Origin of the sequence: Oceanobacillus picturae (assembly GCF_000612865.1) — a bacterium.
Lineage (GTDB): Bacteria > Bacillota > Bacilli > Bacillales > Amphibacillaceae > Oceanobacillus_B > Oceanobacillus_B jordanicus.
The window spans coordinates 1-26,454 of sequence record NZ_CCAX010000001.1 but is presented as its reverse complement, the minus strand read 5'-3'; the positions used below and the strand labels follow the sequence as shown (position 1 = coordinate 26,454).

Below are 26,454 nucleotides of genomic sequence, written 5' to 3'. Positions count from 1 at the left end.
CAGGGAGATGGCGTTTACTCATCATCTCCCTGGCTTTCTTCTAATATAACAATCTCGACACGTCGGTTTTTTGCCCAGTTTTCTTCCGAAGTATTTTCAACTAGTGGTCTCGTATCTCCATACCCTACTGAAGAAAAACGTGATTCATCGAACTTATTTTCTTCTATCATATAACGTATGACACTGCTTGCTCTAGCTCCTGACAGTTCCCAATTGGAAGGATACCTAAAGCTGTCTATTGGCCTATCATCCGTATGCCCTTCCACTTTAACATTATTTGGCAAACTGTCTAACATGGAAGCAATTTTTGATAGAAAAGGTTTTCCGCTTGCCAGTATTTCCGCTTCACCAGAATCAAACAATATACTTTCTTGCAACACCAGTACGACCCCTTGATCCGTACGGGTAGCTGAAATAACACTATTTAACTCGTTTTCATCTAAGTATTGATCAACATTTTCCATAAGGTTGTCCAAGGAATCCTGTCGTGTTGTATCGTCATCATCTGTTTTGTTCTCCAGTTGTGTTGGATTCTCAAATTCATTCGAATTCTTACCACTTTCCTCATCCCTTGTATGCTCAGTTGGATTTTCCATCGGAACTGGGGATGGGTAGAAATCAAAAATCATTCGATTTCGAAAGGATTCTGAGATTGCTTCAAATTTCACCGAATCAATTTGCGACATGGAAAATAACAGGATAAAAAATACAAGGATTAAGGTCACCATATCCGAATATGTAACCATCCATTTCGGTGCACCTTTGTTTTTGTTCCGTCTTATATTCCTACGCTTCATTAACTCTCTCTCCTACAAAACCTTCATCTTCAACCGATGTCTGTTGGTTTTTAATCTCACTGGAAAGAAAAGCAGATAGTTTCTCTTCAAGAATGCGTGGGTTTTGTCCAGACTGAACGCCCATAACCCCTTCAATAATGACCTGTTTAATAAATACTTCTTCTTCTGTTTTGCTCTCTAATTTATTTGCCATGGGGACGAATACAAGATTCGCTAGGACCGTACCATATAAAGTTGTTAGAAGAGCTACTGCCATACTAGGCCCGAGACTGGCCGGGTCCTGTAAATTATTAAGCATCAGTACAAGCCCTACTAATGTACCAATCATTCCCCAAGCCGGAGCATACTCCCCAGCCTTTTCTATTAGATTTCTTCCTTTATAGTGCCTGTCCTCAGTTGCCGTGATTTCAGCGTTCATAATATCGCTGATCACTTCCGGTTCCATCCCATCAACTGCAAGTAAGACCCCTTTTTTAATAAAAGGCTCATCTACATCTTCCAATTCATTTTCCAATGCAAGTATGCCTTCACGACGGGCTCTCTCAGATAATCGGATAAACAACGCTATTAGCTCAGGGAGACGCTGATCATTCTTGTGAAAAGCCTCACTAATAATTTTTCTAGTGAGTTTAATTTCCTCCATTTTAAAATTTATTAGCATGGAAGCAACTAAACCTCCGATTACAATAAAGATGGATGAAACATCCAAGAATAATGTAGCGCCGCTGGTACCACCTTTTGACATTATGGCAAGCATGATCATGATAAAACCTAACGTGATGCCGATAGGAGTTAATATATCGCGTTTTCTCATATTCTCTCTCCTCAAAGTCACAATGGAATAAGGGAATGAAGATTCTCTCTATTCTTTATATCGGCATCTTTTTTACTTTGTTGAGTTTCTTTTTTCAACTCGGTGTGGCAACACAACTTTTTTATCATCTACTTCTTCTTTGTTCATAAATTTCGTTAAGAGACGCATTGCAACAGCCCCGATATCATACATCGGCTGAACAATTGTAGATAATGTTGGCCTTACCATTGTAGATAGTCTTGTATTATCAAACCCAAAGACTTCTATATCTTCTGGCACATTGTAGCCTTTATCTTGCGCACCATGGATGACACCAAGCGCCATTTCATCAGAAGCTACAAAAATAGAGGTTGGCGTCTTGTCCAACTCAAGCAGTTGGTTAACTGCATCAATACCTGAGTCATAGGAATAGTCCCCTTTTACAACAAGCGATTCATCTAACTCTACAGAAGCTTCTTTCAATGCCTTTTTGTAGCCATTGTATTTAAGAAGATTAATATGTGAATCTTCTTGTCCAGAAACAAAAGCAGGTAGGCTGTCCCGTTCAAGCAAGTATTTCGTTGCTTCATAAGCCGCTTCTTCATAATTAATGTTAACGGAAGGTATTTCGCCGTTCTCATCATAGGTAGCAGCCAATACTACTGGTACAGAGGATGTTTTAAATTGTTGTACATGCTCTTCCGAAATATCTCCACCCATGAAAATAATCCCGTCTACCTGCTTCTCTAGCATGGTATTGATTAAGCCTAATTCTTTATCTTTATTTTGGTCGGAATTACTCAAAATAATATTATACTTATACATGGTGGCAATATCTTCTATTCCTCTAGCCAGCTCCGCAAAGAAGATACTTGAAATATCGGGGATAATGGCCCCGACAGTAGTTGTTTTTTTACTTGCTAGTCCTCTTGCTACAGCATTTGGTCGGTAGCCAAGACGTTCTATTGTCGCAAGCACTTTTTTCCTTGTGGTAGGTTTCACATTTGGATTCCCGTTTACTACACGAGATACTGTGGCCATGGAGACATTAGCTTCTCTCGCTACATCATATATTGTAATATTCAATTTCCTTTACCTCCTATTTAACTAAACAACCTATATTTTTTTATCATACTCTACAATGAATAAAATTACAAAAAATTTAAAGGCCGAATCATCAAGTGATGGCTCAGCCTTTAAATCGACATTCATAAGGATTTGTTATATTATCGATTAAATTTATTTGCTACATCTATAATATCATCCATAAAAGAATTAAACATTGGTATATCCATCTGTTGAGCAGAATCAGATAAAGCTACAGCAGGATCTGGATGAACTTCTGCCATCACACCATCAGCCCCTATTGCGATTGCAGCTTTTGCTGTAGGTAACAAGATGTCTCTTCTCCCTGTGGAATGGGTCACATCCACCATAACCGGTAGGTGTGTTTCCTGCTTCAGGATAGGAACAGCTGAGATATCAAGCGTATTTCGTGTTGCTTTTTCATATGTCCGAATTCCACGCTCACATAGAATAATATTTCCATTTCCTCGAGAGATAATATACTCTGCAGCATTAATGAATTCCGAAATCGTAGCGGACAAGCCTCGTTTTAATAAAACTGGTTTATTTATGTCACCAGCTGCTTTTAACAGTTCAAAGTTTTGCATGTTACGAGCTCCAATTTGAACTACATCTAAGTATTCAAGTGCTTCTTCAAGGTGTGCAGGATTTACAATTTCACTTACAACAGCTAAGCCATGCTTATCTGCAGCTTTTCTCAAGATTTGTAACCCTTCTATACCAAGGCCCTGAAAATCATATGGAGATGTACGTGGTTTAAATGCGCCACCTCTTAATAGCTTTATGCCTTTGTTTTTAACAGCTGCTGCAACCTGATCTACCTGATCATAGCTTTCTACAGCACAAGGTCCCATCACGTAGTGGGTGTTCCCGTCCCCAATAGCCGCTCCATTAATTTCAATGACTGTATCCTCAGGCTTTTTCTTCCTTGAGACTAGTAATGCTTTACTATGGTCATCTTCCTGCAATTCAAGGCTCGCCTTAAATATCTCCTTAAAGATATGTTCAATTGTACTTTTTTGAAATGGTCCATCATTCTTGCTAGTAATTTGATTCAGCATATCTCTTTCCCGTACTGGATCAAATCGGTTCATACTTTGCTTTGCCTTAATTTGACCGATTTGTTGTACAATCTCAGCTCGTTGATTAATAAGCTTTAAGATTTCCAGATTCACACTGTCCATTTGCTCTCTTAATTGATCCATTTCATTCATATTTCTACTCCCCTTGTGATTGCAGTTTTTTAATAATTAGAGACAATTATAGCTAATATCTTTTTCTTTGTCGATAAAAAGTTTCTAAAAGTTTATAATAGAGTCAGATTATGAGGGAAAGGGTTATTTTATGATGGACGATCGTATTTTTGCTTTAGATATCGGAACACGCTCCGTAACAGGGATTATCTTAGAAAAAGAAGAAACGAAATTTAAAGTAATTGATTATTATACAAAGGAACATACCGAAAGATCGATGCGAGATGGGCAAATACATAATGTGGTAGCCGTATCGGATATTATTCGAGAAGTTAAAGAAAAGCTTGAACAAACACACGGAAGCTTGCATAAGGTTTGTGTGGCAGCAGCAGGGAGAGCCTTGAAAACAACTCAGGCAACCTCTACGATCGAGCTGAATCAACAGCCAATTGTAGAAGAGGAAACAATCAAACACTTGGAGTTAAGTGCCGTACAAGCTGCTCAAATCAAGCTCGCTCAAGAGGAGCAGGCAGAAAATTATCATAATTATTATTGTGTTGGCTACTCCATTTTACACTATCAAATTGATGAGGAAAGAATTGGATCTCTGATTGATCAGAGCGGGGAGAAAGCTTCTGTAGAAATTATTGCCACTTTTCTTCCTAAAATCGTAGTTGAATCTCTATTGGCTGCCTTAGGACGAGCAGCGCTTGAAATGGACGCTCTTACCTTAGAGCCAATAGCAGCTATTCATGTTCTTGTTCCTGAGTCAATGAGAAGGCTTAATGTAGCCTTAGTTGATATTGGAGCTGGGACTAGTGATATCGCCATTACAAATGCGGGCACAGTTGCTGCTTACGGAATGGTTCCAGTGGCAGGAGATGAAATTACAGAAGCCATTAGTGATACATATCTCCTGGACTTTCCTTTGGCTGAACAGACAAAACGAGATATTGTCAATGATGGAGAAGCTATGGTTGCTGATATTCTTGGATTCGAAACAACCATTACCTACGATGCCTTAGTAGGAGAAATACGCGATAAAGTAGAATACCTTGCCTCTAAAGTAGCAGAAGAAATACTACTTTTAAATGCAACTCCTCCGAAAGCCGTCATGTTGGTAGGTGGTGGTAGTTTAACACCTGAGATTTCAAAAATATTAGCAGATAAACTAAGATTACCAGAGAACCGTGTAGCAGTTAGAGGAATTGATGCGATTCAAAATTTAGTTTCATCGGAAACTTTACCAAAAGGCCCCGATTTTGTGACACCTATTGGTATCGCAATTGCCGCTAAACAGAATCCAGTTCACTATGTAACGGTTAATGTAAATAAGCAAAAGGTTCGTATGTTTGAAATGAAACAACTTACCGTTGGAGATGCCCTCATTCAGGCTGGTATAGATATTCAAAAAATGTATGGTCGCCCTGGGTCTGCTGTTATGGCGACCGTTAATGGAAAGGAAATTACAATACCAGGGCAATTTGGACAGGCACCACAACTGTCTGTGAATGGCATTAAGGCAACTGTGGAACAAACTATACTGAATAACGACAATGTACAGGTAGAGAAAGGCGAAGATGGCTCCTCTGCTCTAATTACTTTAGAAGAGTTTATTGGAGACCTTCCATCCAAAGTAATCTATTTTAATAATCAACCTATTAAACGTTATGCCAATTATTTCGTAAATGGAAAAAAACAAATTAAAACCTATGTTGTTAAAGATCGAGATAACATTACCTTTGAAAATGAAACAACTGTAAAAAATTTATTGCCGCATATTGGCAAAGAGGCATCACAGCAGGTCAGCTCTTTCTCGGTTTATGTAAATGACGAGGAAGTAAAGCTCTCGATAGGAGAAACTAGAATTTTTGTTAACAATAATCAAGTAAATGATGACAAGGTGCTTCATAACAACGATCAACTGACCATAGAACCAGCTAGCACCCCACTTGTATCCGATTTATTTACCGTGCTAGGTAAAAAGGCTGTAAACACCATTTCTGTTTACTTTAATGGGCAGTACATTGAATTAGAAAGCCCTTGTTACTCCGTAAAACGAGATGGAGAGACTGTTCTGCCTGAATCTGAATTGAAAAATCTGGATCACTTAAGCATGAAAGCTAAAGAAGTGGAGCCTTTTATTTTTCAAGACATCTTTCGTTACATTGATATAGATATTAGTAAAGTAAGTGGAGACTTCAAACTATTTATAAATGATGTGCCCGCTTCCTTTGACGCAGAGATTCAACATGGTGACCAGCTTCGGATTACCTGGTAATTAGGACTATTTGATTTACCTTATATTTTAAATGTCATGAAAAATGCCGAGCGATCATTCAAACGAAGAGGTTTGAATAAATGCTCGGCATATTTGTTATTATATCACTTTTAAATACTTCTCAATTTAAATAATATGATGACTATCCTTGATTCTTAGCTGCTTCTAACTCTTCTGTAGCCTCTTCTATTGCTTCGGCAACATCATTAGCTGCCTGTTGTGCCTGATCTTCTTTAGATTTTTTTCGGTTTAGCTTTGACTTTACTGTGCTAGTCATTTCTTTCGTTTTTGTTGACGCGCTTTTGGATAACTGCGATGTTGTATCCATTGCTTTTTGTCTAAGCTCAGCACCAGTAGTGTACGCTTTATCCTTCCAGTCCACACTTTTCTCTTGGGCAGTGTCTTTCCATTCATTGGCACGGTCTTTTACTTGCCCAGCCCCTTGATTAATATCACTTCTTAATTCTTTACCGGATTTAGGAGCAAGCAATAATGCTGCTGCTGCACCCACCATACTTCCAATCAGTGTACCAATAATAAAATCTTTTGTATTTATGTTGTTATTTTCAGCCATGCGATATCCTCCTTTTATGTTTACTATTATTATTTACTTTTCTTTTTCCATACTTCCATCAGTGTTGAAGCCCACTTAACTGCCTGTGTTGCTTTTTCAGGATTTTGATTTGCTGTGCGAGATATACTGCCAGACAGCTGTCTTAGAGAGTTATTAAAATCTCTCACTGTCTCTCCTAATCCCTTCGCTCCATCAAATACTCCATTAAGTTTCGAAGACTTCTGTTGTACATCATCAGCAAGTCTGTTTGTTTTCGTTAAGAGCTGGGTGGTCTCATCCGTAATGCCCTTCATTTGGGTGTTCAAACCATCCAGTGAGTCTTTAACATTGTCCATTGTTTGTTTTGTTGCTTTCAATGTCATAATTGCGTACACAACAAGTACTGCAAACGCTACCGCAACAATCAATGCAGCAATATAAAGCATTATTTCCATTTTGTAGTATCACTCCTTCTGTTGTCAATAGTATGGCTACTAGACATTGTTTGCATGAAAAAGGACAAACCATTAAGCCATTTAAGTATAATTTATACGTATTAATTATACCAACAATAATCCTTTTTTATAAATACCCTAACACAAAAGAACTAAACATGCTCGTGAAACTACCTCTATTATTATTAATTCGACATATATATAATAATCCCTTTAAATAATATTTACAAAAGCGGTGAATGGTGTTTACATACGCGGTTACACCTCACACTCAACAGCAGACGACAGAGACAACATACTTATCCATAAATAAAAAATTACGATGAGGTTGCAATTTTTTTCAAAAAAAAAGAACCTGATAACAGATTCTTTTCTACTTGATTAGTTTCGTACGTTTTTCTTTTCTTCATAAGCCTCTTGAAATTTTTGTATGTCTCCTGCACCCATGAAAACAAGCACAGCATCATCATACTCCATTAAAACATCTGTATGGTCAAGCTGTAACACTTCACTTCCATCAATCCGCTGTTGCAAGTCATTCACTGTCAACTTGCCTGCCTCTTCTCTGGCTGATCCAAATATGTCACATAAATAGACATGGTCTGCCAATGAAAGACTTTCTGCAAATTCATCAAGAAATGTTTTTGTTCTCGTAAATGTATGAGGTTGAAAAATAGCGACGACCTCTTTATTTGGATATTTCTTTCTTGCTGAGTCAATCGTTGCAGTAATTTCTTTTGGATGATGTGCATAATCATCAATTAACACCTGATTGGCTACCTTTTTCTCCGTAAACCTGCGTTTAACACCTTCGAATGTCGCCATCTTTTTAATATCTTCTGCCTTAACCTCTTCATAATGGCAAATCGCGATAACAGAAAGCGCATTTAAGACATTATGATTGCCGTACATTGGAATAGTAAATGTATTATAATACGTGTTTCGCACAAATACATCAAAAGTTGTTCCTGCATCATTTTCCACTACATTCTGAGCTTGAAAATCATTAGTAGCAGCGAAGCCATAATAAACAACCGGCACCTTCGCTTGGATCTTCTGAAGCTCTTCGTCATCTCCACAGGCTATAATTCCTTTTTTCACCTGGTCTGCCATAGATTGAAATGCTTCAAAAACATCATCAATGCTTGTGAAATAATCCGGATGATCAAAATCAATGTTTGTCATAATTGCATAGTCCGGTTCATAACTAAGAAAATGCCTGCGATATTCACATGCTTCAAAAACAAAATAACGGCTGTCAACATGTCCCTTGCCCGTTCCATCGCCTATTAGATAGGATATAGGGAACGTTTCATTTAAGACATGTGCCAGTAGTCCTGTAGTCGACGTTTTACCATGTGCACCCGTGACAGCGATACTCGTATATTGTTTTAGCCATTCTCCAAGAAATTCATGATACCTATAAAATGTTAGACCTTGTCTTTTTGCTTCTTTTATTTCTGAATGGTCATCAGAAAAAGCGTTGCCTGCAATTATTGTGAAATTTTCTTTAATGTTCGTTTCTGAAAAAGGGAGAATCGGAATGTTCTTTTCCTCCAATGCTTCCTGTGTAAAAAAGTGTTTTTCCACATCGGAGCCCTGTACTCTTTCACCTGAATCGTGAAGAATCTGAGCTAGAGCACTCATTCCCGTCCCCTTTATACCAATAAAATGGTAAGTTGTCATAAAAAGAACCTCCAAATTGTGCGTAAAAAGGATTATTTAACTATTAGCTGATAAATTTTTACACCTATTTTATTATTATAGCAAAATGAGAGAAGGATTTAAATAATAAGTTGCCGCCATGAGCTTGAGCTTACAATTTTAGAAAGTCTACCTTCTCAAGTCGGGGATTCGGTCGATAGCGCCTACCTTCTTTTGCTTCAGGTGTACCGTTTAGTAATACGTTGTCACCGGTAAACCCTATGTTGATCTTAAGTAAGCTACCACCAACACCATACATATCAACAGGCACTCCGATTTTTTCAAAAGAGGTGATTCGTTCTTCGGTGAAACCACCGCTAACCATTATTTTTACGTAATCAAACCCTTCATCATCCAGTGCCTTTCTAAGTGCAAAAATAAGTTCAGGGTTTACGCCACGAGGATCAAAGGTTCCCATTACATGATGATTCCTTAAGAAGTACTTATCTACGAGTGTTCGCGAAGTATCCAGGCGTACACCTTTTAGATCCTTGCCGAATTCATGCGCAACTTTTAAGGAATCTGTTATAACATCATTATTGTAATCAACAAGTGCTACAAGGTCATCATCAGGGTACATTTCATGATAGGCTCTTGAAGCTGCAACAAGATCGCCGCGGAACATCTGGATCATGGCATGAGGCATTGTTCCCATTCCTGCTTTCCCCCACCATTCATTCATAGCGTGTGTAGCCTGTGCAGTTGATCCGCCAATGAATGCAGCATAGCCATCTCCAGCCTGCTGTGTATAGTGATCATCCCTATCCCCCATAAAGATGACGGGCTTTTGCTTTCCGGAGGTTCTGCCTGCTTTTACGACATTGTATACATTTGTAGCGACAGATGTTCTTCTTGCCAATATTCCATCAATTATCCCCTCTAAGAAACCGAACTGCTGATAGGCTCCAGTCACTGTTAATACAGACTCGAAAGGACTAATTTTGTCGCCATCTTTAAGCGAATGGATTTCTAGAGTTTCGGGATTTTTGGCAAAAGTGTGTAGCAATGCGATTGCTTCATCTGTCCCACATAAAACAGCACTCTCTTTCTGAAAAAATTGCATGGTAACACTATTATCAGGTAATTTGTTTTCTGCTATTTCCTTTGTTTTTAGAAAATATACTGCGGAAAACCAACCTTCTCTAATACGTTCATCGAATTTAAATGTCTTATTCGTTAACCGGTTGATTTTCCCTTCTAATTTTTGCGAGATTTCCTTCATTATTTGTTTCTCCTTACATCTAATAATCTGTTTCTCTTATCATATAGAAAAAAGATATGGGAAACAAGGCTAATCGTTCAGCTGCCATTCCTCTATTTGTGCCTTCGTTGCTAAAACATCTCGTGGCTTGCTCCCATTTTGCCCTGAAATAATCCCTTTCATTTCAAGTGCATCTATTAAGCGCGCTGCACGGTTATAACCAATCTTAAAATGGCGTTGCAGAAGGGAAGTGCTTGCACTGTTCTGATGCAACACAAATTCAATGGCGTCCTCCATTAATTCATCCTCTTCGTCATCTGTTGCTATCTGTTCGAGCAGCTGTTCTTGCTCAAACAAATAATTTGGCTCTGCAATCCCTCTGGCATAGCTTGTAACCCGCTCGATCTCTTCGTCAGAAACAAATGGTCCTTGTAGGCGAATACTCTTACCTGCTCCATTTTCGATAAACAACATATCTCCCTTACCCAGTAGTTTATCAGCACCTCCAGTATCCAAAATGGTCCTTGAATCTACTTGTGAGGATACACTGAATGCAATCCGGGTGGGAATATTTGCTTTAATTAAACCTGTTATAACATCTACTGAAGGTCGTTGTGTCGCTAGAAGTAGGTGGATTCCACAAGCCCTTGCCTTTTGTGCAATACGGCTAATTGCTTCTTCAACATCCTGTGGTGACATCATCATTAGATCTGCCAGCTCATCAATAACGATGACAATATATGGCATTTTCTCGGATGGTCTACCTTGTTTTAATATCTTTTGGTTAAACCGTTCAAGATCTCGGACACCCTCTTGTACAAATCGCTCATAGCGCGATTCCATTTCACTAACCGCCCACTTCAGAGCAGCTGTAGCTGCTTTTACATCTGTAATAACAGGAGATACAAGATGAGGAATACCGTTATATGGTGCGAGTTCTACCATTTTCGGGTCAATGAGTAGAAACTTAACATCCTCATGACTAGCTTTATACAAAAGACTGATTAAAATGGTATTTATACAAACACTTTTACCAGAGCCCGTCGCACCTGCAATCAGCCCGTGGGGCATCTTTTGTATGTTAGTGATTAATGGCTGACCTTCAATACTTAACCCCAGTGCAATTGTTAAAGGGGAGACACTGCCTTTAAAAGCTTCTGATTCAAATATCCCCTGTAAACCAACCATTTGCGGGTTAGGGTTCGGGATCTCAATTCCAATGGTATTTTTACCAGGAATTGGTGCCTCAATTCGAATGTCTTTAGCAGCCATATTTAATTTTAAGTCATCACTTAGATTCTTCACCTTACTAACCTTTACGCCTAGCTCAGGTTGGACTTCAAATCGTGTTACAGAAGGGCCTTGTGTTGCGTTAACCACTTTCGCCCGGACATTAAAGTGCTTTAATGTCTGTTCCAGTAATTCTTGCTGTTCTTCTATCCACATATGATCAGCATTATCCTTTTGAACAGGATCATTTAGGAGATGATTTGGAATTGATTTTGTGTTTTCTACAATCTCTTCTTCGGCTTGTCTCGTCACAATAGAAGAATTATTATTCGAACTGCTTGTTTGCACGAGCTTTTCTTGCTGTTTTTGTTTCTCAAATAATTGCTTCTTGTCCCTTGGTGTCATAATGACATTGAATGGGCCTTGGACGGATGTCCTGTTTCCAGAACCAGTACTATTGCTTCTGCTACTCTTTTCTCTCTCATATGACGAAGATTCTTTTGTTCCTACCTGAGGCCCTTCATTGGTCTCTGTGTGCGTTTTTGCAAAGGATTGCTCTGCCGGTTCTTTTACTGGTTCCTCCCTTTGTTCCTTAACCACAGGCTGTACCTCTTCGATAGTAGCGGCCATTTTCTCAACACTGGTCTCTTTATGTACAAGGTTTGGTGTATTGGTTACATCCTCCACTTCCTGTCGTTCATCCAAGATCGGTAGTTCGTTTGTATGTCTCTCCTCTTTCCGCTTGAACGCTGGAACATCCTCGATATGACTATTCTTTTTCCGTTGCTGGAACCCATATATAGGGGATGGCACCTCTGTACGTTTAAATGGTGTATCTATTTCTTTCTTGTAAATTTTATTACCATAATTTGGATAAGTTTTTTCTTCTTTGTTAACTGTTCGTTTTGGTTTTACATGAACTTCTCTTGTTCGTTCCACAGAAGTCGAAGTATCAGTATTATCTGCATGCTGATCTGGGATAACAGGAAACCGAAAAGCTGGTTTTTTCGGATATTGGTACATCATCTTTGCCTGCAGATCCTGTGTTTGCTTGTGTTGTTGTTTTAGCTCTGGTTGTTCTTGCTCTTCCTCTTCAACAAAGAGTGTTTTTATCTTTTTCTTCCACTGATCCCACATTTTTAATCACTCATTTCATACATAAGTCGTGTATTACCATTCTAACAGGTTTTATATGGATTGTAGATCTCAAAATAAAAACAACCCATGTAATAACAAAGGTTGTTCTCGCTTGGTATACCATAGTAAGTACACTTTGGCTCCCATTAAAATGTGAACGTATCCCCAGGTGTATAAGATTCCTCTAAGACATATATCCCTTTTTCCTTCGGTGCATTTGGTAGACCCAACTCTTTTTGCGAACATATCATACCATTCGAAGGAACACCTCGTAATTCTGTCGGTTTGATCTGTAGACCACTTGGCATCGTTGCGCCAACCTTTGCAACAACAACATACTGATCTTTATCAATATTAGGTGCACCACAGACAATCTGTAATGTCTCACTTCCTACATCTACTTGGCAGACACTTAATTTATCTGCATTTTCATGGGGTTCTTTACTTAAAACATGACCTACAACAAATTTCGGAGATAGGTCAAAGTCTAATGAGTCCGTTACATTTTCTGCTGCAAATAACTCCTTCACCTCATCAAGCAACGCTTCTGTCATGGTATTTTTTCCATTTGTTAGCTTTGTGAAGTGCTTTGAAGCCTGAAATATGTTGTAGCCTAATATTGCTCCATCTGAATCCGTAATTCTTGTAATATCTCCTGCTTTATCATGTTTTAGCTCGTAACGATCCCCTGTTTTAAGTGGAATGATAAGTACATCACCAATACCATCTGGGTTATAAAATACATCCATTTAACTCTTCCTTCCCTAATTGTTCTCTGGTTTATTTTTTGCAAGTATAAATACTGGTTCCAGCTGCTTGTCTTCGTAAATAAAGGGTAGAGATGTGATCGGTATTCTTCCCTCTGCAAAGAATTTCATATTCATCTGTGCCAAAATATCGTAGCCGGTCTTATTTTGGATATCAGCAATAATAAAAACATCTTGGTGAGGTACAGCTACGGCCATTTCACCCTTCATATTTGCTTTCATTTCTTCTAGAAATGCTTCATTAAGTATTCTGCTTGCATCATAACCATCTTGTTTAGCAATAAAATAAAAATCATTGCCCGCTACCGTATCTTTATTATAATCACAATCGAGTGAACGTAAATTAAACGTAGCAATTTCATTAATCCTATCTTCGGTCCATCCTTCGCTTTCAAGCAAATCCTTGTCGATTAAGCGGTAGGATTTGCCTAGATCCAAAGCATAGTAGACCCGGGTTTCTGCAGTATGTTCCCTGTTAATTAATTCTTTATTGGCCTTTGTTTTATTAGGAAAAGAGGTTGCCCTTATAACAGGGAAAATATTTTTTTCCATTCCAGCCAATTGGTGTTCTTCGTTCATAATCCGCAGTGCCTCTGTAATATGTTCAACGAGCTCTTCTATTGCTTCTTGGCCTCGCTGATTATATTTCGCAACAACGTTAGGTAATGTTATGGTTATACCTTGTCTTGATTCTTTCCACTCCACACGAAATGTGTCCTTATCTCGATTGTAGGATGTGTGATATCGTGTATCTGACAAGCGTTCCTGCAAAATTTGCTTTAATTTTAATGATGTCATTTTCATCTTACATCCTCCTTAGTCCATACTTCATCCATCAAGGACAGGGAATGATTTTATATTGACTACGAAAGTCCCTGTATAAATTCCACTATCTCTTCTTTTGTTTTTCGATCCTTGCTGACAAACCTCCCTGTTTCCTTGCCATTCGAAAATGCAAGAAAGCTTGGTATTCCATATACATCATGTTCTTGGCAAATTTCAATAAAATTGTCTCGGTTTATTTTTATAAACGTAAAGGATGGAAATTCTTCCTCTATTTCTGGCAGTACCGGCTCGATAACAACACAATCGGGACACCAGCCTGCAGTGAAATACATTATAACATTTTCATTATTTTTCCATTCATTAAATTGTTCAACTGTTTCAAGATTTTTCATTTGTATCAACTCCCTTTCATATCATATCTTTCTTTTGAGTTAGATTCAATTATCAAGGCTATACTAGCTGGAACAAATTCAAACTTTCACCTATTACATCATATACAATCGGAAAATATTGTACTATGAAAACGAAAGGAACAAAAGTGTATCGTCTTTTATCACAGAAGGCTAATTTCTTTGCAAGGGCTGTCATTTTCGATACGATATAAAGTGAACCTTCAATCAGTGGGATTTTCGTTCTTCCCCCACTGATTGGTAGCGGAAAGAATCGGGGTGTTAGCGTCCGTTTACTCCCACTAAAAATTAACGATTTCACCATATGTTTTTGAAGGGGGAGTCTTACGGACGGTTGCTCCGGGGTAAAAAAAGATAGAGGAGGAATATAATGGAACTAACCGTTTATTTAGCAGGACAAATCCACGATGACTGGCGAAACGAACTAAAACAAAAAGCGGAGGAAAAGAAGCTCCCCCTCCATTTTGTCTCCCCGCAAACAAACCATGAGCTTTCAGACAACATAGGGGAACAAATTCTTGGTAAACAACCTAGTAATCTATACAAGGACGATGCTGCTTCAAGTGTAAATAATCTGCGGACAGAAGTGTTAATGAATAGAGCAGATGTTGTCATTGCTTTATTTGGAGAGCAATACAAGCAATGGAATACAGCAATGGATGCAAGCACTGCTATAGCACTAAACAAACCCACCATTATTGTGAGACCAGATTCCTTAATACACCCATTAAAAGAGTTAAGTAATAAAGCAAACGTAACCGTTGAGACAATTGATCAAGCACTAGAAGTACTAGCCTATATCTATGCATAGAAAAAAGCAGCGACTCCGCTGCTTTTTATTTGTTCCAAAATCTCCACTGGCCTTTTAATAATGTTAATACATGTTCAAACATCGCCTGTCGACTTACAAGATCATTTGTCAAAATACCTACAGCACCTTCTTTTTTACTGACCCCTTCTCTTTGAGCATAACCATCCATTAAACTTCCTAGTTCCTTGCCGGAATGAAGTTCTTTAGCGAACTCTCTTGGTAAAGCGATACGGGCACCGCTAGCTGTATAGATCTTTTCATCTTTTGTGACTAGCGCACCCCAATTACATAAGAAGAGCTCCCCATCCACTTCCATCACGCCGCCTTCAAGACCAATGCCGAGGTCTGCTTCATCATTGCTTGCACATTGTTTCGCCCTGTTTATTGCCCCTTCTCTCGTTTCTTCGTCTGTTATTGGTTGTGAGGAAACATTAGAAGGAGCATCAAATGAGGCAATGCTATCGGAAGTAAACACTGCTCGAGCCGCTTCTACTTTTGTTGGATTTTTGGACCCTACTACTATATTCATCTTTTCACCTCTTCTAAAAATAAAAACTCCAGACTTTCTTGCAACATATCATAGCATGTCTGCAAAAAAGTCTGGAACAAAGAATTTTATTAGACTAGATATACTTTATCAGATCAAGCAGATTGAAAAATTAAGCCTTTTTGATCTGTTCTACCATATTAGCATCTGTTTGTTTTACTAATTTTACAATCAATTCCTTTGCTGCTGCGTAATCATCTACATGGATAATAGAAGCAGATGTGTGAATATAACGAGAGCATATCCCTACGACTGCTGAAGGAACTCCATTATTGGATAGATGAACACGTCCAGCATCTGTTCCCCCTTGGGAAATGAAATATTGATAAGGTATATTATTAGATTCTGCTGTATCAAGAACAAAGTCTTTCATTCCTTGGTGGGTAATCATAGACCGGTCAAAAATACGTAAGAGCGCACCTTGTCCAAGCTGACCAAATTCCTCTTTATCACCAGAAGCATCGTTTGCAGGCGAAGCGTCCAATGCGTAAAAAATGTCTGGCTTAATCATATTAGCAGCTACTTGCGCACCACGCAGTCCAACTTCTTCTTGAACGGTAGCCCCTGAGAAAAGTTGGTTTGGTAGCTTTTCACCTTGCAGCTCTTTTAACAATTCAATAGATAATCCGCAACCATAGCGATTATCCCAAGCTTTGGCCAGTATCTTCTTTTCATTTGCCATAGGAGTAAACGGGGTTAATGGGACAATTTGCTGTCCTGGCTTGATCCCTATTTTCTCGGCATCTTCTCTATCATCTGCTCCAATATCAATAAGCATGTTTTTAATTTCCATCGGCTTTTGACGTTGCGCATCAGTTAAATTATGTGGCGGAATGGATCCAATTACACCCACAACTGGGCCATTTTCTGTCATCACTTGCACCCGTTGTGCAAGAAGAACCTGGCTCCACCAGCCACCAAGTGTTTGGAACCGTATCATACCGTTTTTCGTAATCTGTGTAACCATGAAACCAACTTCGTCCATATGACCTGCTACCATTACTTTAGGTCCGTTTTCGTCTCCCTTTTTCACACCAAAGACACCACCAAGGTTGTCTTGTATAATTTCATCCGCATATTTTGTTAGCTCTTGTTTCATAAAAGACCTTACAGCATGCTCATTTCCTGGTGCCCCTTGTAATTCAGTCAAGTTTCTAAAAAGCTCCAATGTATCCTGCTTCATCTTATCCCACCTTCAAGTATGTAATATAATCAGTATACCGGAAAGTGTCGTTCTCTTTCCACTATTCACTTTTATCCATTATAAAACTACCAGTAGTTCTTTCTGAACAAGAAGCTGGAGAGAAAACAAAAAAAGGTAAGCAGGTAGTCTTTGGCTTATCCTTACAGGAGGGTTAGAAAATCGCTAATTAGTAAAGTTTCACTATATCGATTTTATTATTTTCTATTTTTAATTGGATAAGTTATACTATTAAGTGAAAATAATATACGAGATTACAAACAAAAATTTAGCATGAGGTGATGAAGAATGAGTGTAAAACGAGTAGTCTTTGCCGCCGGAATCGGTGCAGTAATCGGCTATATGGCAAAACAACAATTCGATAACTATCAAAGTGTTACACCTGAAAAAGCACTGAAGCATGCAAAAGAAACATTTAAGAAGCAAGGACCTATAAGCGGATCATGGATTTACATGAAACCAGAGGAAATAGAAAAAGATGGCTTGCTTTATAATGCTTACCGTGGCGGGGTAACACGTACCATCGACGGAGAAAATAAGCAATATGAATTCCACGTTGACGTAGATACTGGCGCTGTTCTAGGCGCCACACAAACGGCCTAAAAAGCAATAAAAAACCAGACACTTTTCTAAGTCGTCTGGTTTTTTATTGTTAACTCTCTGTATATTCTTGTTTCTCTACACTATCCATCTTTTCGCCGTCTTCGTTAAACTTAATTGCTCTGTAAAATGCATCATGATAGAAGGTATACCACGTTTTATTGGCATACCCCGTAGCCATCCATTTCTCTTTTTCATGTACACTTGTAACAGGATAGTCATCATAGGCAAGTGCCCAGAGCTTGTTTTGATGCGCATGAGTCGGCATAATATCTGCCATGTGTAAAAAGCTGTCATCCCCGTCTTGGAAATACACAATTGCATGCCCGTCACTATGCCCCCCTGTATGTATTATACGTAACCCATCCAAAATTTCCATTTGTTTAGAGAAAGGGTGAACCTGTTCTTTGATGGCCTCCCAGTTTTCTTTCCAATACGTGTTAACAGACCTAATATTAGGATTACGCATTTCCGCCCACTCTGTTTCAGTTGTATAAATAACTGCATTTTTAAAAACAGATTGATAGGTGTCCCCTTCTTTTACTGTTAATCCACAGGCATGATCAAAGTGCATATGGGTCATGAGAACCCCATCGATGTCCGCAACGGTTAAGCCGAGTTCTATTAGGGACTGTTCTATGAAAGATTCTTCTAGTACCCCATAGTTTCTTTTTTGCTTATCCGTAAATTTCCCGATGCCGATCCCACTATCAATTAGAAGGTTTTTACCGTCAATTTGTAGTAAAATCGGATCTGTACGCAGCTCTATCTGGTTTTTGTCATTGACTGGGTACTTTTTACTCCATAATGCCTTTGGTACCACGCCGAACATTGCTCCACCGTCCATATGCGTAACGCCGCCCCGTAACCAGGTCAATGTGGCTCTGCCTACTTGTAATTTCTCCATAACCTTTCCCCTTTCCATACTGTATTTAGTTTAGCAAAAGCTTCGAAATTACTGCAAGCGTTACCAATTTGTTCATTTAAAAAGAACCTACTAGGAGGTTCTTAAGTGCCTGGGAAAAACGCCCGGCATCGATATATTGGTTGCCCTTTTGCTGAAAATTTTTCTTCGTACTCTGTCATCACATTCAAAGGGTCCTCTATGGCATGTAAATCAAGATTCACTTCATTTAAACGCATACCAAATTGTGAAAAGCTAACAAGCGAATATTCAAATAGACCACGATTATCCGTTTTGAAAATGACTTCCCCGGTATTCGCAAGAACTTCTTGATATTGCTCTAAAAAACTTTGATATGTCAATCTTCTTTTAGCATGGCGGTTTTTTGGCCATGGATCAGAAAAATTAAGATAAATACAAGCAATTTCTCCATCAGCAAAAATTTCCCGGAAATCAGCGGCATTTTCATTTAGCAATAAAATATTCTTATGTTGGGCATCCAACACCTTTTGTGCAGCTGTTACTACTATACTTTTAGCTAATTCTATGCCGATAAAATTGATATCAGGATGCTGCTGAGCCATCCCAACTAGAAACTGTCCTTTTCCCGTGCCAATTTCAACATGCACAGGTTTATCATTCCCAAACAATTCTTTCCATTTGCCTTTATGTTGTTGAGCTTGTGGTATGACTAGATGTGTATTCTCTTGTAAAAAAGTATCTGCCCACGGTTTGTGTCGTTGACGCATATATAGCACCTTTCTCTGTTTATAATGTGTATATTATTATTAAAAATGCTGAAAATAAGACAAGAGGTGATCGAACATGTCTTTAACAACCAATCATCAATTAGTACTTCTTTTGGATATACTGGATGAGCAATCAGGAGAATGTTGTGGAAATGTATCAGAATATCAACAAATAAAGAGACTTGTCCAGTCAATGTTATCAGAAAATCGTATTACTGATACGCAATTAGCCCATATCTTACCAGATATATATAGTTATGGCACCCAGGGTGAAAATGCTGCTAGCGTTCCTGAGCATATTACTGCGAATCAAGCCAATATTGAACAATGGATTGGCGCAATTAATCAATTTACAGCAAAATAGATGTTTTAATATAGCTATTTAATTCATCAAGATTGTGCAGTCTTTCCGTAACTTTGTCGAACTCATTTCGCTCACTATGCCAACATACGTAATGTAAAGCATCAACAAGCAAATACCAAAACATTCTCTCAACAAGCTCTCTGTCCATTGATACACCATACTGGTGGAGCCAATCATCCCACTCTGACTGAGGAATATACCATTTTAGTACCATCCCATAATCAATTACAGGGTCGGCGATCATTGCATTATCCCAATCAATTAAATAAAGATGGCCTTCATTGGTCAGAAGAATATTGTTGTGATTTAAGTCTCCATGACAAACAACCTGCTGTTGATGCCTCGTAACAGGGAGCATTTGTTCCAAATATGACATTGCTGTAGCAACAGAAGCATGCTTTTCAGCAATTCCCAACTGTTGTAGTCTACCAGTTATATAAAGAAACCCTTCATCAGAAGTGACGGGTTTTTTACCAATCCGCATTAACATATGGAGTAATTCAGAGGAATCATGTATCTTACGTAGTAACTCAGCTACCTGGTAACGCTGCATTTCAGCAGGTTTTAATTCTCTCCCATCCAGCCATTCCTGGGCTGTGATGACATCCCCGTTCTCCATACGTTTGGTCCAAATCAACTTTGGGACGATCCCTTCTGCTGATAGTACAGCTAAAAAAGGTGAAGAGTTTCGCTTAAGAAACAACCGCCTGTTTTCTTTTGTTGCTAAATATGCATCGCCAGTAAGCCCACCAGCTGGAGTTACTTCCCAGCCTTTTCCTAGAACTTGCTTCAGCCAGTTCACCATATATTCCTCACATCTTTCAAAAAATAGCATTCAACTACTTATTTTATAGGGATTGAATTAAAAATACAACTTTAAAATTTTATTTCTTTTCATCATCAGCAAATGTAAAGGTTATCGCTTCTTCATCCCATTCAGGTCGTTTTACAGAAGTGGTCTGACAATGTGTTAATAATGTGCCTGCAGCCTTAAGTTGACTACTCTTCAGCGGGGAAGAAGAGCTACGTTTCTCTTGGAACCATTCTTCGAAGGAACGTTTATCAATCATCCTTGTTTGATAGGGCTCATAATGGTTAATGATTAAGTTGGTTCTGGAAAGAACTGTTTTGTACACAGGGAACTCTATGTCTTTCGTGCGTAAAATACTCCGGACAATTTGTTCTGTTCGTTTTAATGCAATCAACGGATTTAGCATCTTTTTACTTTCTTTTTCTCCCTGGATCGTCCAAGTTCTTTCCTCGCCAGCAATAAAGGATGCTTCATCTTCCGTTTCTGCTATATATATTATTTCAATTCCTAGTGGTCCAATGAGAAGAATCTCGCCATCCACAGGGGCTTTTTTTATTGAAAATATTGGAAAGTAAAGGAGCAAATAAGAGTCGGGAAAGCGTTGCAGAAAGAATTTCAATAACGAATCGTCTCGATATTTCTTGTGCATGATAGAACGCTCCGTCACTGTAGATGTGGCCCATTTCAGCTGAAAATCAAATAGTTGATCTAAAAAGTATTGTTTGAGCTCAGCTTCGGTATTAGGAAGTACCTGTTCTGGTTCTGCTTCTACTTCTTCCGATGTAATAGCATCCTTTTTTAAAAATGATTTTAATTTGGAAATTCTAGAACTATCCGTGTCATCAAGTGTCGAGTTTTCGGGCTCTTCAATTGGGTTTAACCAACGATCATATAATTTTTTCCAATTATCCTGCTTTAATCTTATATATTGACTGGGATATCGATATGTATCCCACTCATAACGTGTGATGTAATCTTGCAACTTAATCAGCTGAGCCAGTATCACCATCTCCCTTTAATTCAAAAGTGGCAACCGGATGGTATTTCGGTCGCTGTTGTGGAAAAATCTGATAGAGCACTATTCGATCCACCTTCATTATCTGTTGTTCATTGTGCATGTGAGCCAGTTGTTCTATTTGCTCTCCCTTTGCTTCACCTAGCCAGTTTTTAGCTATGGTGATATGAGGACGATATGGTCTATTCTCTTTCACAATACCGCAAGCTGAAGCTATCTCTTCGACGGCTGAATAAAGACTCTGAAGGGATTCCGTTTTTTCTACTCCCGACCATAATACCCGTGGTCTTTTCGAATCACCAAAGAAACCTATTTTCCCAACATTTATTGAAAAAGCTAATTGTTTTTGAATCTCTGGCAAATGTTCCTTTAGTTGATGTACTTTATTATCGGATAAATCACCGAAGAACTTTAATGTTATATGAAAATCTTCCGAGACTGGCCATTGCTTATACGTAAGATTTTCTTTTAGCTTTGCCTGAAGTCTTGATAAATCTTGTTTGATAGGATCAGGTAATGGAACAGCGATAAAATAATGATTGCCCATGTTAACACCTCTATTTACGTTTAATGGAGAAGCAATACGCTTTTTCCTGTTCTGTAAGCGGTCGGTACGCACCAAGTGAAAGGGATTTATCCAATTGTAACTCACCCATTTCTAAACGTTTCAAGTAGAGAACCTTTCGATCTACTGCTTCAAACATACGCTTCACTTGATGATATTTTCCTTCTGTTACGGTAACTATTATCTCTGATGTAGTCCCTGACTGTATTATTTCCAACCAAGCCGGCTTTGCATGGTACCCATCCTTTAACACGAGCCCTTCTTGGAACAGTTTTACATGGCTATGAAGGACTTCCCCATTAATTTTGGCATAGTAGCGCTTTTTAACATCCTTTTTTGGAGAAGTCAGCTCATGTGCTAGCTGTCCATCATTCGTAAGAAGCAGCAACCCTTCTGTGTCTTTATCGAGACGTCCTACCGGGAAAGGCTGGTAGGTCTTTTCTTCATTACCCAATAGGTCTATGACAGTTTTATCCCGAGCATCCTTTGTAGCAGAAAGGCATCCCTGTGGCTTGTTCATCATAAGATAGATATATTTTTCGTAACTTACTTTCTTGTTATTCACTTCAACATTGTCAGTATCTGGATTTACATGGGTGCTTCCATCTTTTATGACTATGCCGTTGAGTGTTACTTGTTTTCCTTTTAATAGACTTTTCACTTCTTTACGGCTGCCATAGCCACTATTCGCCAGTAACTTATCAACTCGCATCCTTGTCTCTCCTATCTACTAAAAATTCGATCCAGGAAACGAATCCGGTTTCCCAGCACGCGTTCAAGTAATGTAGAGTGGTAAGCAAACCACATATAAACAGTACCACCGGTTAGGACAGCTAAGGCTAGCATAATCGTAGCGCCAGTCCGCGTTTCCTCATAAGGTATAAACATGCCTCCTACAAACTTGGTTAGCCATATCGTGATTGCCATAAAGATGACGAAGATTAGAATAAGCAACGTCCGCTTGAATGTTTGTTTAAAGGAAAAATCGATGGATGTTTTGATCCGATATAAATTAAGTACAACTGCAATTATTGCAGCAAGTGCTGTCCCGATAATTGCTCCTTTAGCACCAAACATATGAATAAGCTGAATATTAAACAGGATCTTCACTAGTAATCCTATAAGCAAACTTATAACAGCATAATTCTGCTGATTTACACTTTGCAATATAGCAGAGGATACGCTGTACAACGCAAAAAACAAAGCAACTGGTGCATAAAGCCCTAGCAAGGGGCCAGATACATCAATCCTTTTCATTGCACCAAATAAAGAACCATAAGCTTCGCCGGATAGCAGGGATAGCCCAATAATAGCTGGAACAACAAGCACCAATACGATTTGTAGGGTTTGATTAACCTGTTTTGTAAGCAACTCTCTATTTCTTTGCGTGAATGACTTGGTCATTGCAGGTATAATCGCAAGCGATAACCCTGTTGCCAGTGTTATCGGGATAATGACAAGTTTATGGCCATAATTGCTAATTACAGCAAAGGAGAATTCCCATATATCTTGCCTACCCGATGCAACCATAGCCCGTTCAAAGGTAAAGGAGTCAACTAGTTGATATAATGGAATAGCTAAACCAACCAAAACAAACGGACCTGCATAACGAAACAATTCAGCTATTAAACTCTTTGTTGGTATATCGTACGTATATTGCTGCTGTTGCATTTGCTTTGTAAGATATGGCTTTCGCTTACGCCAGTAAATGTACAACACGACACATGAAGCTAGTGCCCCAATAAAGGCAGCAAATGTGGCAAATCCGACCGCTGTCGTAATGGAACCATTTAAAAACTTCAAAATTACAAACGCTCCACCTAGCAAAACGACAATACGAACGATTTGTTCAACTACTTGAGAGACTGCAGTTGGGCCCATAGAATTATTCCCCTGAAAGAACCCTCTCACTATACTCATTGCAGGTATTACGATCAATGCAACACTCACCATACGAATTACAAAAGTTACATCTGCTACGGAAATACTACCAGGATCCTTACTGGTAATCATTTGTTCGGCAAGTAATTCTGCACTAAAAAACAGTGCCAAGAACGAGAGCAGTCCTGTCACCGCCATCATGGTCATACCTGTTTTAAACATCCTCATTCCTGTTTCGTAATCACCAACCGAATTATACTTCGACACAAACTTTGAAACAGCTAAAGGAACACCAATGGTTGAAATACTAATAAATATACTATAGGGAATGTACGCAAATTGAAACAGCGCGCCTCCCGTCTCTCCGACCAAGGCATTAAATGGAATAACATAAAGCATGCCAAGGAGTTTTGATAAAAAGGAAGCACCTGTTAATAACATGGTGCCTCTGATTATATTCGACATTTTTTCACCTGCATCTAATTTCTATTCTATCTGCTATTTTATCATAAATAGACAGGTTTCTAATAACGATAATTTTTATTCATTCAAGAATATCAAGAAGGCATCAATTGAAATACCTTTTAGACGCCCCCTTGAACGTTGAGATCACATTATACCAGTGGTATGATACATAGGAAAGGAATGAAGAAATTGAAATATGATGTAATTGTAATTGGTGGAGGCCCTTCAGGTTTAATGGCTGCGATAGCGGCTGCTGAAAAGGGTGCCAATACCATGCTTATTGAAAAAGGAAAAAAATTAGGTAAAAAATTAGCAATTTCTGGTGGAGGACGTTGCAATGTGACAAATCGTCTGCCAGAAGATGAAGTCATTAAGCACATCCCCGGTAACGGTAGGTTTTTATATAGTGCATTTTCTGTCTTTAATAATTATGATATTATCTCTTTTTTTGAAGAACTAGGAGTAGAACTCAAGGAAGAAGACCATGGTCGAATGTTTCCTGTTTCCAATTCTGCAAAAACAGTTGTAAATGCACTAATAAATAAGCTAGATGAATTAAAGGTAAACGTTAAGTTAGAAACTGAAGTCGATGCAGTGCATTTTTCTTATGAAGAACCACATCATGTTATTTTGAAAGACAAACAAGCTTTTGTAACAAGTTCTGTTGTAATCGCAGTTGGAGGAAAAGCAGTACCTCATACAGGCTCGACAGGCGACGGTTATGCCTGGGCCAAAAAAGCTGGACATACGATTACAGAGCTTTATCCAACAGAAGTTGCTCTAACCTCAAATGAAAGGTTTATCCAAGAGAAAGCTTTGCAAGGTTTGTCGCTACGGGATGTATCACTCTCTGTACTTAACAAAAAAAGTAAGCCAATTATAACACACCAGATGGACATGCTTTTCACCCATTTTGGTGTTTCAGGACCTGCTGTTCTTCGTTGTTCTCAATTTGTTGTAAAAGAACTTATGAACGGTCTTGATCAAGTAGCCATGCACTTGGACGCTATCCCTTCCACTAAAGAGCATGTTTTATTAGATGAAACATTAAAGGCAATGAAAGAACATCCAAAACGTTCTATTAAGACCATTTTAAAAGGATTAGTGCCAGAACGCTTTTTGGATTATCTTTTACAGGCTAACGGAATTTCACCTGAACAAAATGGAGCAAATATTTCTCATGAGGCAATACGCAGTATTATAGCCGACATGAAAAACTTTACATTTAATGTACAGGGATCCTTGCCCCTTGAAAAGGCATTTGTTACAGGAGGTGGTGTCTCCATTAAAGAGATTATCCCTAATACCATGCAATCTAAGTTAATGAATGGGTTATTCTTTTGTGGAGAAATATTAGATATTCATGGTTATACTGGTGGGTATAATATTACCTCCGCATTGGTAACAGGAAGACTTGCGGGAAGTAATGCAGCAGATTAATATTATTGGTATTAGCTACCTTGTATGACTTACTGTATTACGTCCAACCTAAGCATGTCTGACAAAAAATCTGCTTCAAGGAAAGGATGGTTAGACATGCAGAAAAATGGAATGTGGTTACCTATATTAGCTTCCGTCGGAGTAGGAGCTGCAACGTATTATACGATGACGAAGAATAACCAAAACTTCAATCAAACCATAGAAAAAATGGTCCCATTGGTTACACAGATGAGTGGGAGTAGCAAAATACAGGACGGAGAGAATACGGAGCAACTCGGACCGTATGGAATGAGCTAAAAGTAAACGTGCCATAATGGCACGTTTATTTTTTCTACAAAAAAAAGGTTATGCATACAAAATGCATAACCTTTTTTAAAATTGCCTGGCGGCGTCCTACTCTTGCAGGGGCAAAGCCCCAACTACCATCGGCGCTGGAGAACTTAACTTCTGTGTTCGGCATGAGAACAGGTGTGACCTCTCCGCTATTACTACCAGACCTAATTCATATAGGTCATTTTGTGTTTCTCATAGAAAGAAAATGAATCACTTCAAACTTCCTTGATAACTGACCATATTATATGCATTTTTCAAAGAAAATGCAAGGGGTTTTTATTTATACCCTAAAAACTAAATAAGAGGTAACAACGAATCATAGAAAATGTTAGTTAAGTCCTCGATCTATTAGTATCCGTCAGCTCCACGTGTCAC

Annotated in this window: 27 protein-coding genes and 1 rRNA gene; 6 read left to right on the top strand and 22 right to left on the bottom strand. The window is 38.6% G+C overall.

Annotated features, from left to right (window positions below; translation table 11 throughout):
- Positions 1–14 precede the first annotated feature (14 nt).
- The 4 genes from motS to BN988_RS00125 form a co-directional block, all read right to left on the bottom strand.
- On the bottom strand, positions 15–797 hold the full coding sequence (gene motS / locus BN988_RS00140; protein ID WP_036572056.1) for a flagellar motor protein MotS: 783 nt from the start codon (positions 795–797) through the stop codon (positions 15–17).
- Positions 787–1,611, bottom strand: coding sequence for a flagellar motor protein MotP (gene motP / locus BN988_RS00135; protein ID WP_036572054.1), 825 nt, complete (start codon positions 1,609–1,611; stop codon positions 787–789). Before motP ends, motS begins: the two co-directional genes overlap by 11 nt.
- 72 nt (positions 1,612–1,683) lie before the next feature.
- On the bottom strand, positions 1,684–2,676 hold the full coding sequence (ccpA, locus tag BN988_RS00130; protein WP_036572052.1) for a catabolite control protein A: 993 nt from the start codon (positions 2,674–2,676) through the stop codon (positions 1,684–1,686).
- 140 nt (positions 2,677–2,816) lie between these two features.
- Positions 2,817–3,890 carry a bifunctional 3-deoxy-7-phosphoheptulonate synthase/chorismate mutase gene (locus BN988_RS00125; protein WP_036572050.1) on the bottom strand — a complete coding sequence of 358 codons (1,074 nt, stop codon included), beginning with the start codon at positions 3,888–3,890 and terminating at the stop codon, positions 2,817–2,819.
- A 133-nt stretch (positions 3,891–4,023) separates the two neighbouring features.
- Between BN988_RS00125 and BN988_RS00120 the strand changes: the two genes are divergently transcribed.
- Positions 4,024–6,150 (top strand): cell division protein FtsA, encoded by a 2,127-nt coding sequence (locus BN988_RS00120; RefSeq protein ID WP_036576189.1) that lies wholly within the window; start codon positions 4,024–4,026, stop codon positions 6,148–6,150.
- 142 nt (positions 6,151–6,292) lie between these two features.
- On the opposite strand, the gene BN988_RS00115 is transcribed toward BN988_RS00120, so the two are convergent.
- From BN988_RS00115 to BN988_RS00080, 8 genes are all read right to left on the bottom strand, one after another.
- A complete protein-coding gene (locus tag BN988_RS00115) occupies positions 6,293–6,724 on the bottom strand; it encodes a YtxH domain-containing protein (RefSeq protein WP_036572047.1) in 432 nt (143 codons plus the stop codon).
- A 29-nt stretch (positions 6,725–6,753) separates the two neighbouring features.
- Entirely contained in the window at positions 6,754–7,158 is a 405-nt protein-coding gene (locus BN988_RS00110) for a DUF948 domain-containing protein (protein ID WP_036572044.1), read from the bottom strand.
- A gap of 381 nt (positions 7,159–7,539) precedes the next feature.
- Positions 7,540–8,844, bottom strand: a complete 1,305-nt coding sequence (gene murC, locus BN988_RS00105) for a UDP-N-acetylmuramate--L-alanine ligase (RefSeq protein ID WP_036572042.1) — start codon at positions 8,842–8,844, stop codon at positions 7,540–7,542.
- A 130-nt stretch (positions 8,845–8,974) separates the two neighbouring features.
- Positions 8,975–10,084: a nicotinate phosphoribosyltransferase gene (locus BN988_RS00100; protein WP_036572040.1), complete on the bottom strand. Its 1,110-nt coding sequence runs from the start codon at positions 10,082–10,084 to the stop codon at positions 8,975–8,977.
- Between the two features lie 69 nt (positions 10,085–10,153).
- Positions 10,154–12,430, bottom strand: coding sequence for a DNA translocase FtsK (locus BN988_RS00095; protein WP_036572038.1), 2,277 nt, complete (start codon positions 12,428–12,430; stop codon positions 10,154–10,156).
- A 146-nt stretch (positions 12,431–12,576) separates the two neighbouring features.
- Positions 12,577–13,179: a YtpR family tRNA-binding protein gene (gene ytpR / locus BN988_RS00090; protein ID WP_036572036.1), complete on the bottom strand. Its 603-nt coding sequence runs from the start codon at positions 13,177–13,179 to the stop codon at positions 12,577–12,579.
- A gap of 15 nt (positions 13,180–13,194) precedes the next feature.
- Positions 13,195–14,001 (bottom strand): DUF1444 domain-containing protein, encoded by an 807-nt coding sequence (locus tag BN988_RS00085; RefSeq protein ID WP_036572034.1) that lies wholly within the window; start codon positions 13,999–14,001, stop codon positions 13,195–13,197.
- 59 nt (positions 14,002–14,060) lie between these two features.
- Positions 14,061–14,375, bottom strand: coding sequence for a thioredoxin family protein (locus BN988_RS00080; protein WP_036572033.1), 315 nt, complete (start codon positions 14,373–14,375; stop codon positions 14,061–14,063).
- 388 nt (positions 14,376–14,763) lie between these two features.
- Between BN988_RS00080 and BN988_RS00075 the strand changes: the two genes are divergently transcribed.
- On the top strand, positions 14,764–15,204 hold the full coding sequence (locus BN988_RS00075; protein WP_036572032.1) for a YtoQ family protein: 441 nt from the start codon (positions 14,764–14,766) through the stop codon (positions 15,202–15,204).
- Between the two features lie 25 nt (positions 15,205–15,229).
- Here BN988_RS00075 and BN988_RS00070 read toward each other — a convergent pair whose 3' ends face one another.
- Both BN988_RS00070 and BN988_RS00065 read right to left on the bottom strand, forming a co-directional pair.
- Positions 15,230–15,733: a DUF84 family protein gene (locus tag BN988_RS00070; RefSeq protein WP_036572030.1), complete on the bottom strand. Its 504-nt coding sequence runs from the start codon at positions 15,731–15,733 to the stop codon at positions 15,230–15,232.
- 130 nt (positions 15,734–15,863) lie between these two features.
- Positions 15,864–16,934: a M42 family metallopeptidase gene (locus BN988_RS00065; RefSeq protein WP_036572028.1), complete on the bottom strand. Its 1,071-nt coding sequence runs from the start codon at positions 16,932–16,934 to the stop codon at positions 15,864–15,866.
- A gap of 306 nt (positions 16,935–17,240) precedes the next feature.
- Here BN988_RS00065 and BN988_RS00060 point away from each other — a divergent pair, with 306 nt between their 5' ends.
- Positions 17,241–17,555: a PepSY domain-containing protein gene (locus BN988_RS00060; RefSeq protein ID WP_036572026.1), complete on the top strand. Its 315-nt coding sequence runs from the start codon at positions 17,241–17,243 to the stop codon at positions 17,553–17,555.
- Between the two features lie 49 nt (positions 17,556–17,604).
- Here BN988_RS00060 and BN988_RS00055 read toward each other — a convergent pair whose 3' ends face one another.
- Both BN988_RS00055 and trmB read right to left on the bottom strand, forming a co-directional pair.
- Positions 17,605–18,459 (bottom strand): YtnP family quorum-quenching lactonase, encoded by an 855-nt coding sequence (locus BN988_RS00055; RefSeq protein WP_036572025.1) that lies wholly within the window; start codon positions 18,457–18,459, stop codon positions 17,605–17,607.
- A gap of 101 nt (positions 18,460–18,560) precedes the next feature.
- A complete protein-coding gene (gene trmB, locus BN988_RS00050) occupies positions 18,561–19,205 on the bottom strand; it encodes a tRNA (guanosine(46)-N7)-methyltransferase TrmB (protein ID WP_036572023.1) in 645 nt (214 codons plus the stop codon).
- Positions 19,206–19,281: 76 nt separating this feature from the next.
- Between trmB and BN988_RS00045 the strand changes: the two genes are divergently transcribed.
- Positions 19,282–19,569, top strand: a complete 288-nt coding sequence (locus BN988_RS00045; RefSeq protein ID WP_036572022.1) for a YtzH-like family protein — start codon at positions 19,282–19,284, stop codon at positions 19,567–19,569.
- Here BN988_RS00045 and BN988_RS00040 read toward each other — a convergent pair.
- The 5 genes from BN988_RS00040 to BN988_RS00020 all read right to left on the bottom strand — a co-directional run bounded on the left by BN988_RS00040 (position 19,556) and on the right by BN988_RS00020 (position 24,306).
- On the bottom strand, positions 19,556–20,374 hold the full coding sequence (locus tag BN988_RS00040; protein ID WP_036572021.1) for a phosphotransferase family protein: 819 nt from the start codon (positions 20,372–20,374) through the stop codon (positions 19,556–19,558). The genes BN988_RS00045 and BN988_RS00040 overlap by 14 nt on opposite strands.
- Before the next feature lie 79 nt (positions 20,375–20,453).
- Complete coding sequence (locus tag BN988_RS00035; protein WP_081779320.1) at positions 20,454–21,389, bottom strand: NERD domain-containing protein; 936 nt, start codon at positions 21,387–21,389, stop codon at positions 20,454–20,456.
- A complete protein-coding gene (thpR, locus tag BN988_RS00030; RefSeq protein WP_036572020.1) occupies positions 21,364–21,942 on the bottom strand; it encodes an RNA 2',3'-cyclic phosphodiesterase in 579 nt (192 codons plus the stop codon). Before thpR ends, BN988_RS00035 begins: the two co-directional genes overlap by 26 nt.
- Positions 21,943–21,952: 10 nt before the next feature.
- Positions 21,953–22,672, bottom strand: coding sequence for a pseudouridine synthase (locus BN988_RS00025; RefSeq protein WP_036572019.1), 720 nt, complete (start codon positions 22,670–22,672; stop codon positions 21,953–21,955).
- An 11-nt stretch (positions 22,673–22,683) separates the two neighbouring features.
- Positions 22,684–24,306, bottom strand: coding sequence for a putative polysaccharide biosynthesis protein (locus BN988_RS00020; RefSeq protein WP_036572018.1), 1,623 nt, complete (start codon positions 24,304–24,306; stop codon positions 22,684–22,686).
- A gap of 189 nt (positions 24,307–24,495) precedes the next feature.
- Between BN988_RS00020 and BN988_RS00015 the strand changes: the two genes are divergently transcribed.
- Both BN988_RS00015 and BN988_RS00010 read left to right on the top strand, forming a co-directional pair.
- Positions 24,496–25,746: a BaiN/RdsA family NAD(P)/FAD-dependent oxidoreductase gene (locus BN988_RS00015; protein ID WP_036572017.1), complete on the top strand. Its 1,251-nt coding sequence runs from the start codon at positions 24,496–24,498 to the stop codon at positions 25,744–25,746.
- A gap of 96 nt (positions 25,747–25,842) precedes the next feature.
- Positions 25,843–26,043: a hypothetical protein gene (locus BN988_RS00010; protein WP_036572016.1), complete on the top strand. Its 201-nt coding sequence runs from the start codon at positions 25,843–25,845 to the stop codon at positions 26,041–26,043.
- An 83-nt stretch (positions 26,044–26,126) separates the two neighbouring features.
- Here the strand turns inward: BN988_RS00010 and rrf are convergent.
- Positions 26,127–26,242 (bottom strand): 5S ribosomal RNA (gene rrf, locus BN988_RS00005).
- Between the last annotated feature and the right edge of the window lie 212 nt (positions 26,243–26,454).

What these genes read in the sequence shown, in the direction of transcription:
- motS (WP_036572056.1), bottom strand. Translation starts at nt 797, where the DNA reads ATGAAGCGTAGGAATATAAGACGGAACAAAAACAAAGGTGCACCGAAA.
- motP (WP_036572054.1), bottom strand. Translation starts at nt 1,611, where the DNA reads ATGAGAAAACGCGATATATTAACTCCTATCGGCATCACGTTAGGTTTT.
- BN988_RS00125 (WP_036572050.1), bottom strand. Translation starts at nt 3,890, where the DNA reads ATGAATGAAATGGATCAATTAAGAGAGCAAATGGACAGTGTGAATCTG.
- BN988_RS00120 (WP_036576189.1), top strand. Translation starts at nt 4,024, where the DNA reads ATGGACGATCGTATTTTTGCTTTAGATATCGGAACACGCTCCGTAACA.
- BN988_RS00115 (WP_036572047.1), bottom strand. Translation starts at nt 6,724, where the DNA reads ATGGCTGAAAATAACAACATAAATACAAAAGATTTTATTATTGGTACA.
- BN988_RS00110 (WP_036572044.1), bottom strand. Translation starts at nt 7,158, where the DNA reads ATGGAAATAATGCTTTATATTGCTGCATTGATTGTTGCGGTAGCGTTT.
- murC (WP_036572042.1), bottom strand. Translation starts at nt 8,844, where the DNA reads ATGACAACTTACCATTTTATTGGTATAAAGGGGACGGGAATGAGTGCT.
- BN988_RS00100 (WP_036572040.1), bottom strand. Translation starts at nt 10,084, where the DNA reads ATGAAGGAAATCTCGCAAAAATTAGAAGGGAAAATCAACCGGTTAACG.
- BN988_RS00095 (WP_036572038.1), bottom strand. Translation starts at nt 12,430, where the DNA reads ATGTGGGATCAGTGGAAGAAAAAGATAAAAACACTCTTTGTTGAAGAG.
- ytpR (WP_036572036.1), bottom strand. Translation starts at nt 13,179, where the DNA reads ATGGATGTATTTTATAACCCAGATGGTATTGGTGATGTACTTATCATT.
- BN988_RS00085 (WP_036572034.1), bottom strand. Translation starts at nt 14,001, where the DNA reads ATGAAAATGACATCATTAAAATTAAAGCAAATTTTGCAGGAACGCTTG.
- BN988_RS00080 (WP_036572033.1), bottom strand. Translation starts at nt 14,375, where the DNA reads ATGAAAAATCTTGAAACAGTTGAACAATTTAATGAATGGAAAAATAAT.
- BN988_RS00075 (WP_036572032.1), top strand. Translation starts at nt 14,764, where the DNA reads ATGGAACTAACCGTTTATTTAGCAGGACAAATCCACGATGACTGGCGA.
- BN988_RS00070 (WP_036572030.1), bottom strand. Translation starts at nt 15,733, where the DNA reads ATGAATATAGTAGTAGGGTCCAAAAATCCAACAAAAGTAGAAGCGGCT.
- BN988_RS00065 (WP_036572028.1), bottom strand. Translation starts at nt 16,934, where the DNA reads ATGAAGCAGGATACATTGGAGCTTTTTAGAAACTTGACTGAATTACAA.
- BN988_RS00060 (WP_036572026.1), top strand. Translation starts at nt 17,241, where the DNA reads ATGAGTGTAAAACGAGTAGTCTTTGCCGCCGGAATCGGTGCAGTAATC.
- BN988_RS00055 (WP_036572025.1), bottom strand. Translation starts at nt 18,459, where the DNA reads ATGGAGAAATTACAAGTAGGCAGAGCCACATTGACCTGGTTACGGGGC.
- trmB (WP_036572023.1), bottom strand. Translation starts at nt 19,205, where the DNA reads ATGCGTCAACGACACAAACCGTGGGCAGATACTTTTTTACAAGAGAAT.
- BN988_RS00045 (WP_036572022.1), top strand. Translation starts at nt 19,282, where the DNA reads ATGTCTTTAACAACCAATCATCAATTAGTACTTCTTTTGGATATACTG.
- BN988_RS00040 (WP_036572021.1), bottom strand. Translation starts at nt 20,374, where the DNA reads ATGGTGAACTGGCTGAAGCAAGTTCTAGGAAAAGGCTGGGAAGTAACT.
- BN988_RS00035 (WP_081779320.1), bottom strand. Translation starts at nt 21,389, where the DNA reads ATGGTGATACTGGCTCAGCTGATTAAGTTGCAAGATTACATCACACGT.
- thpR (WP_036572020.1), bottom strand. Translation starts at nt 21,942, where the DNA reads ATGGGCAATCATTATTTTATCGCTGTTCCATTACCTGATCCTATCAAA.
- BN988_RS00025 (WP_036572019.1), bottom strand. Translation starts at nt 22,672, where the DNA reads ATGCGAGTTGATAAGTTACTGGCGAATAGTGGCTATGGCAGCCGTAAA.
- BN988_RS00020 (WP_036572018.1), bottom strand. Translation starts at nt 24,306, where the DNA reads ATGTCGAATATAATCAGAGGCACCATGTTATTAACAGGTGCTTCCTTT.
- BN988_RS00010 (WP_036572016.1), top strand. Translation starts at nt 25,843, where the DNA reads ATGCAGAAAAATGGAATGTGGTTACCTATATTAGCTTCCGTCGGAGTA.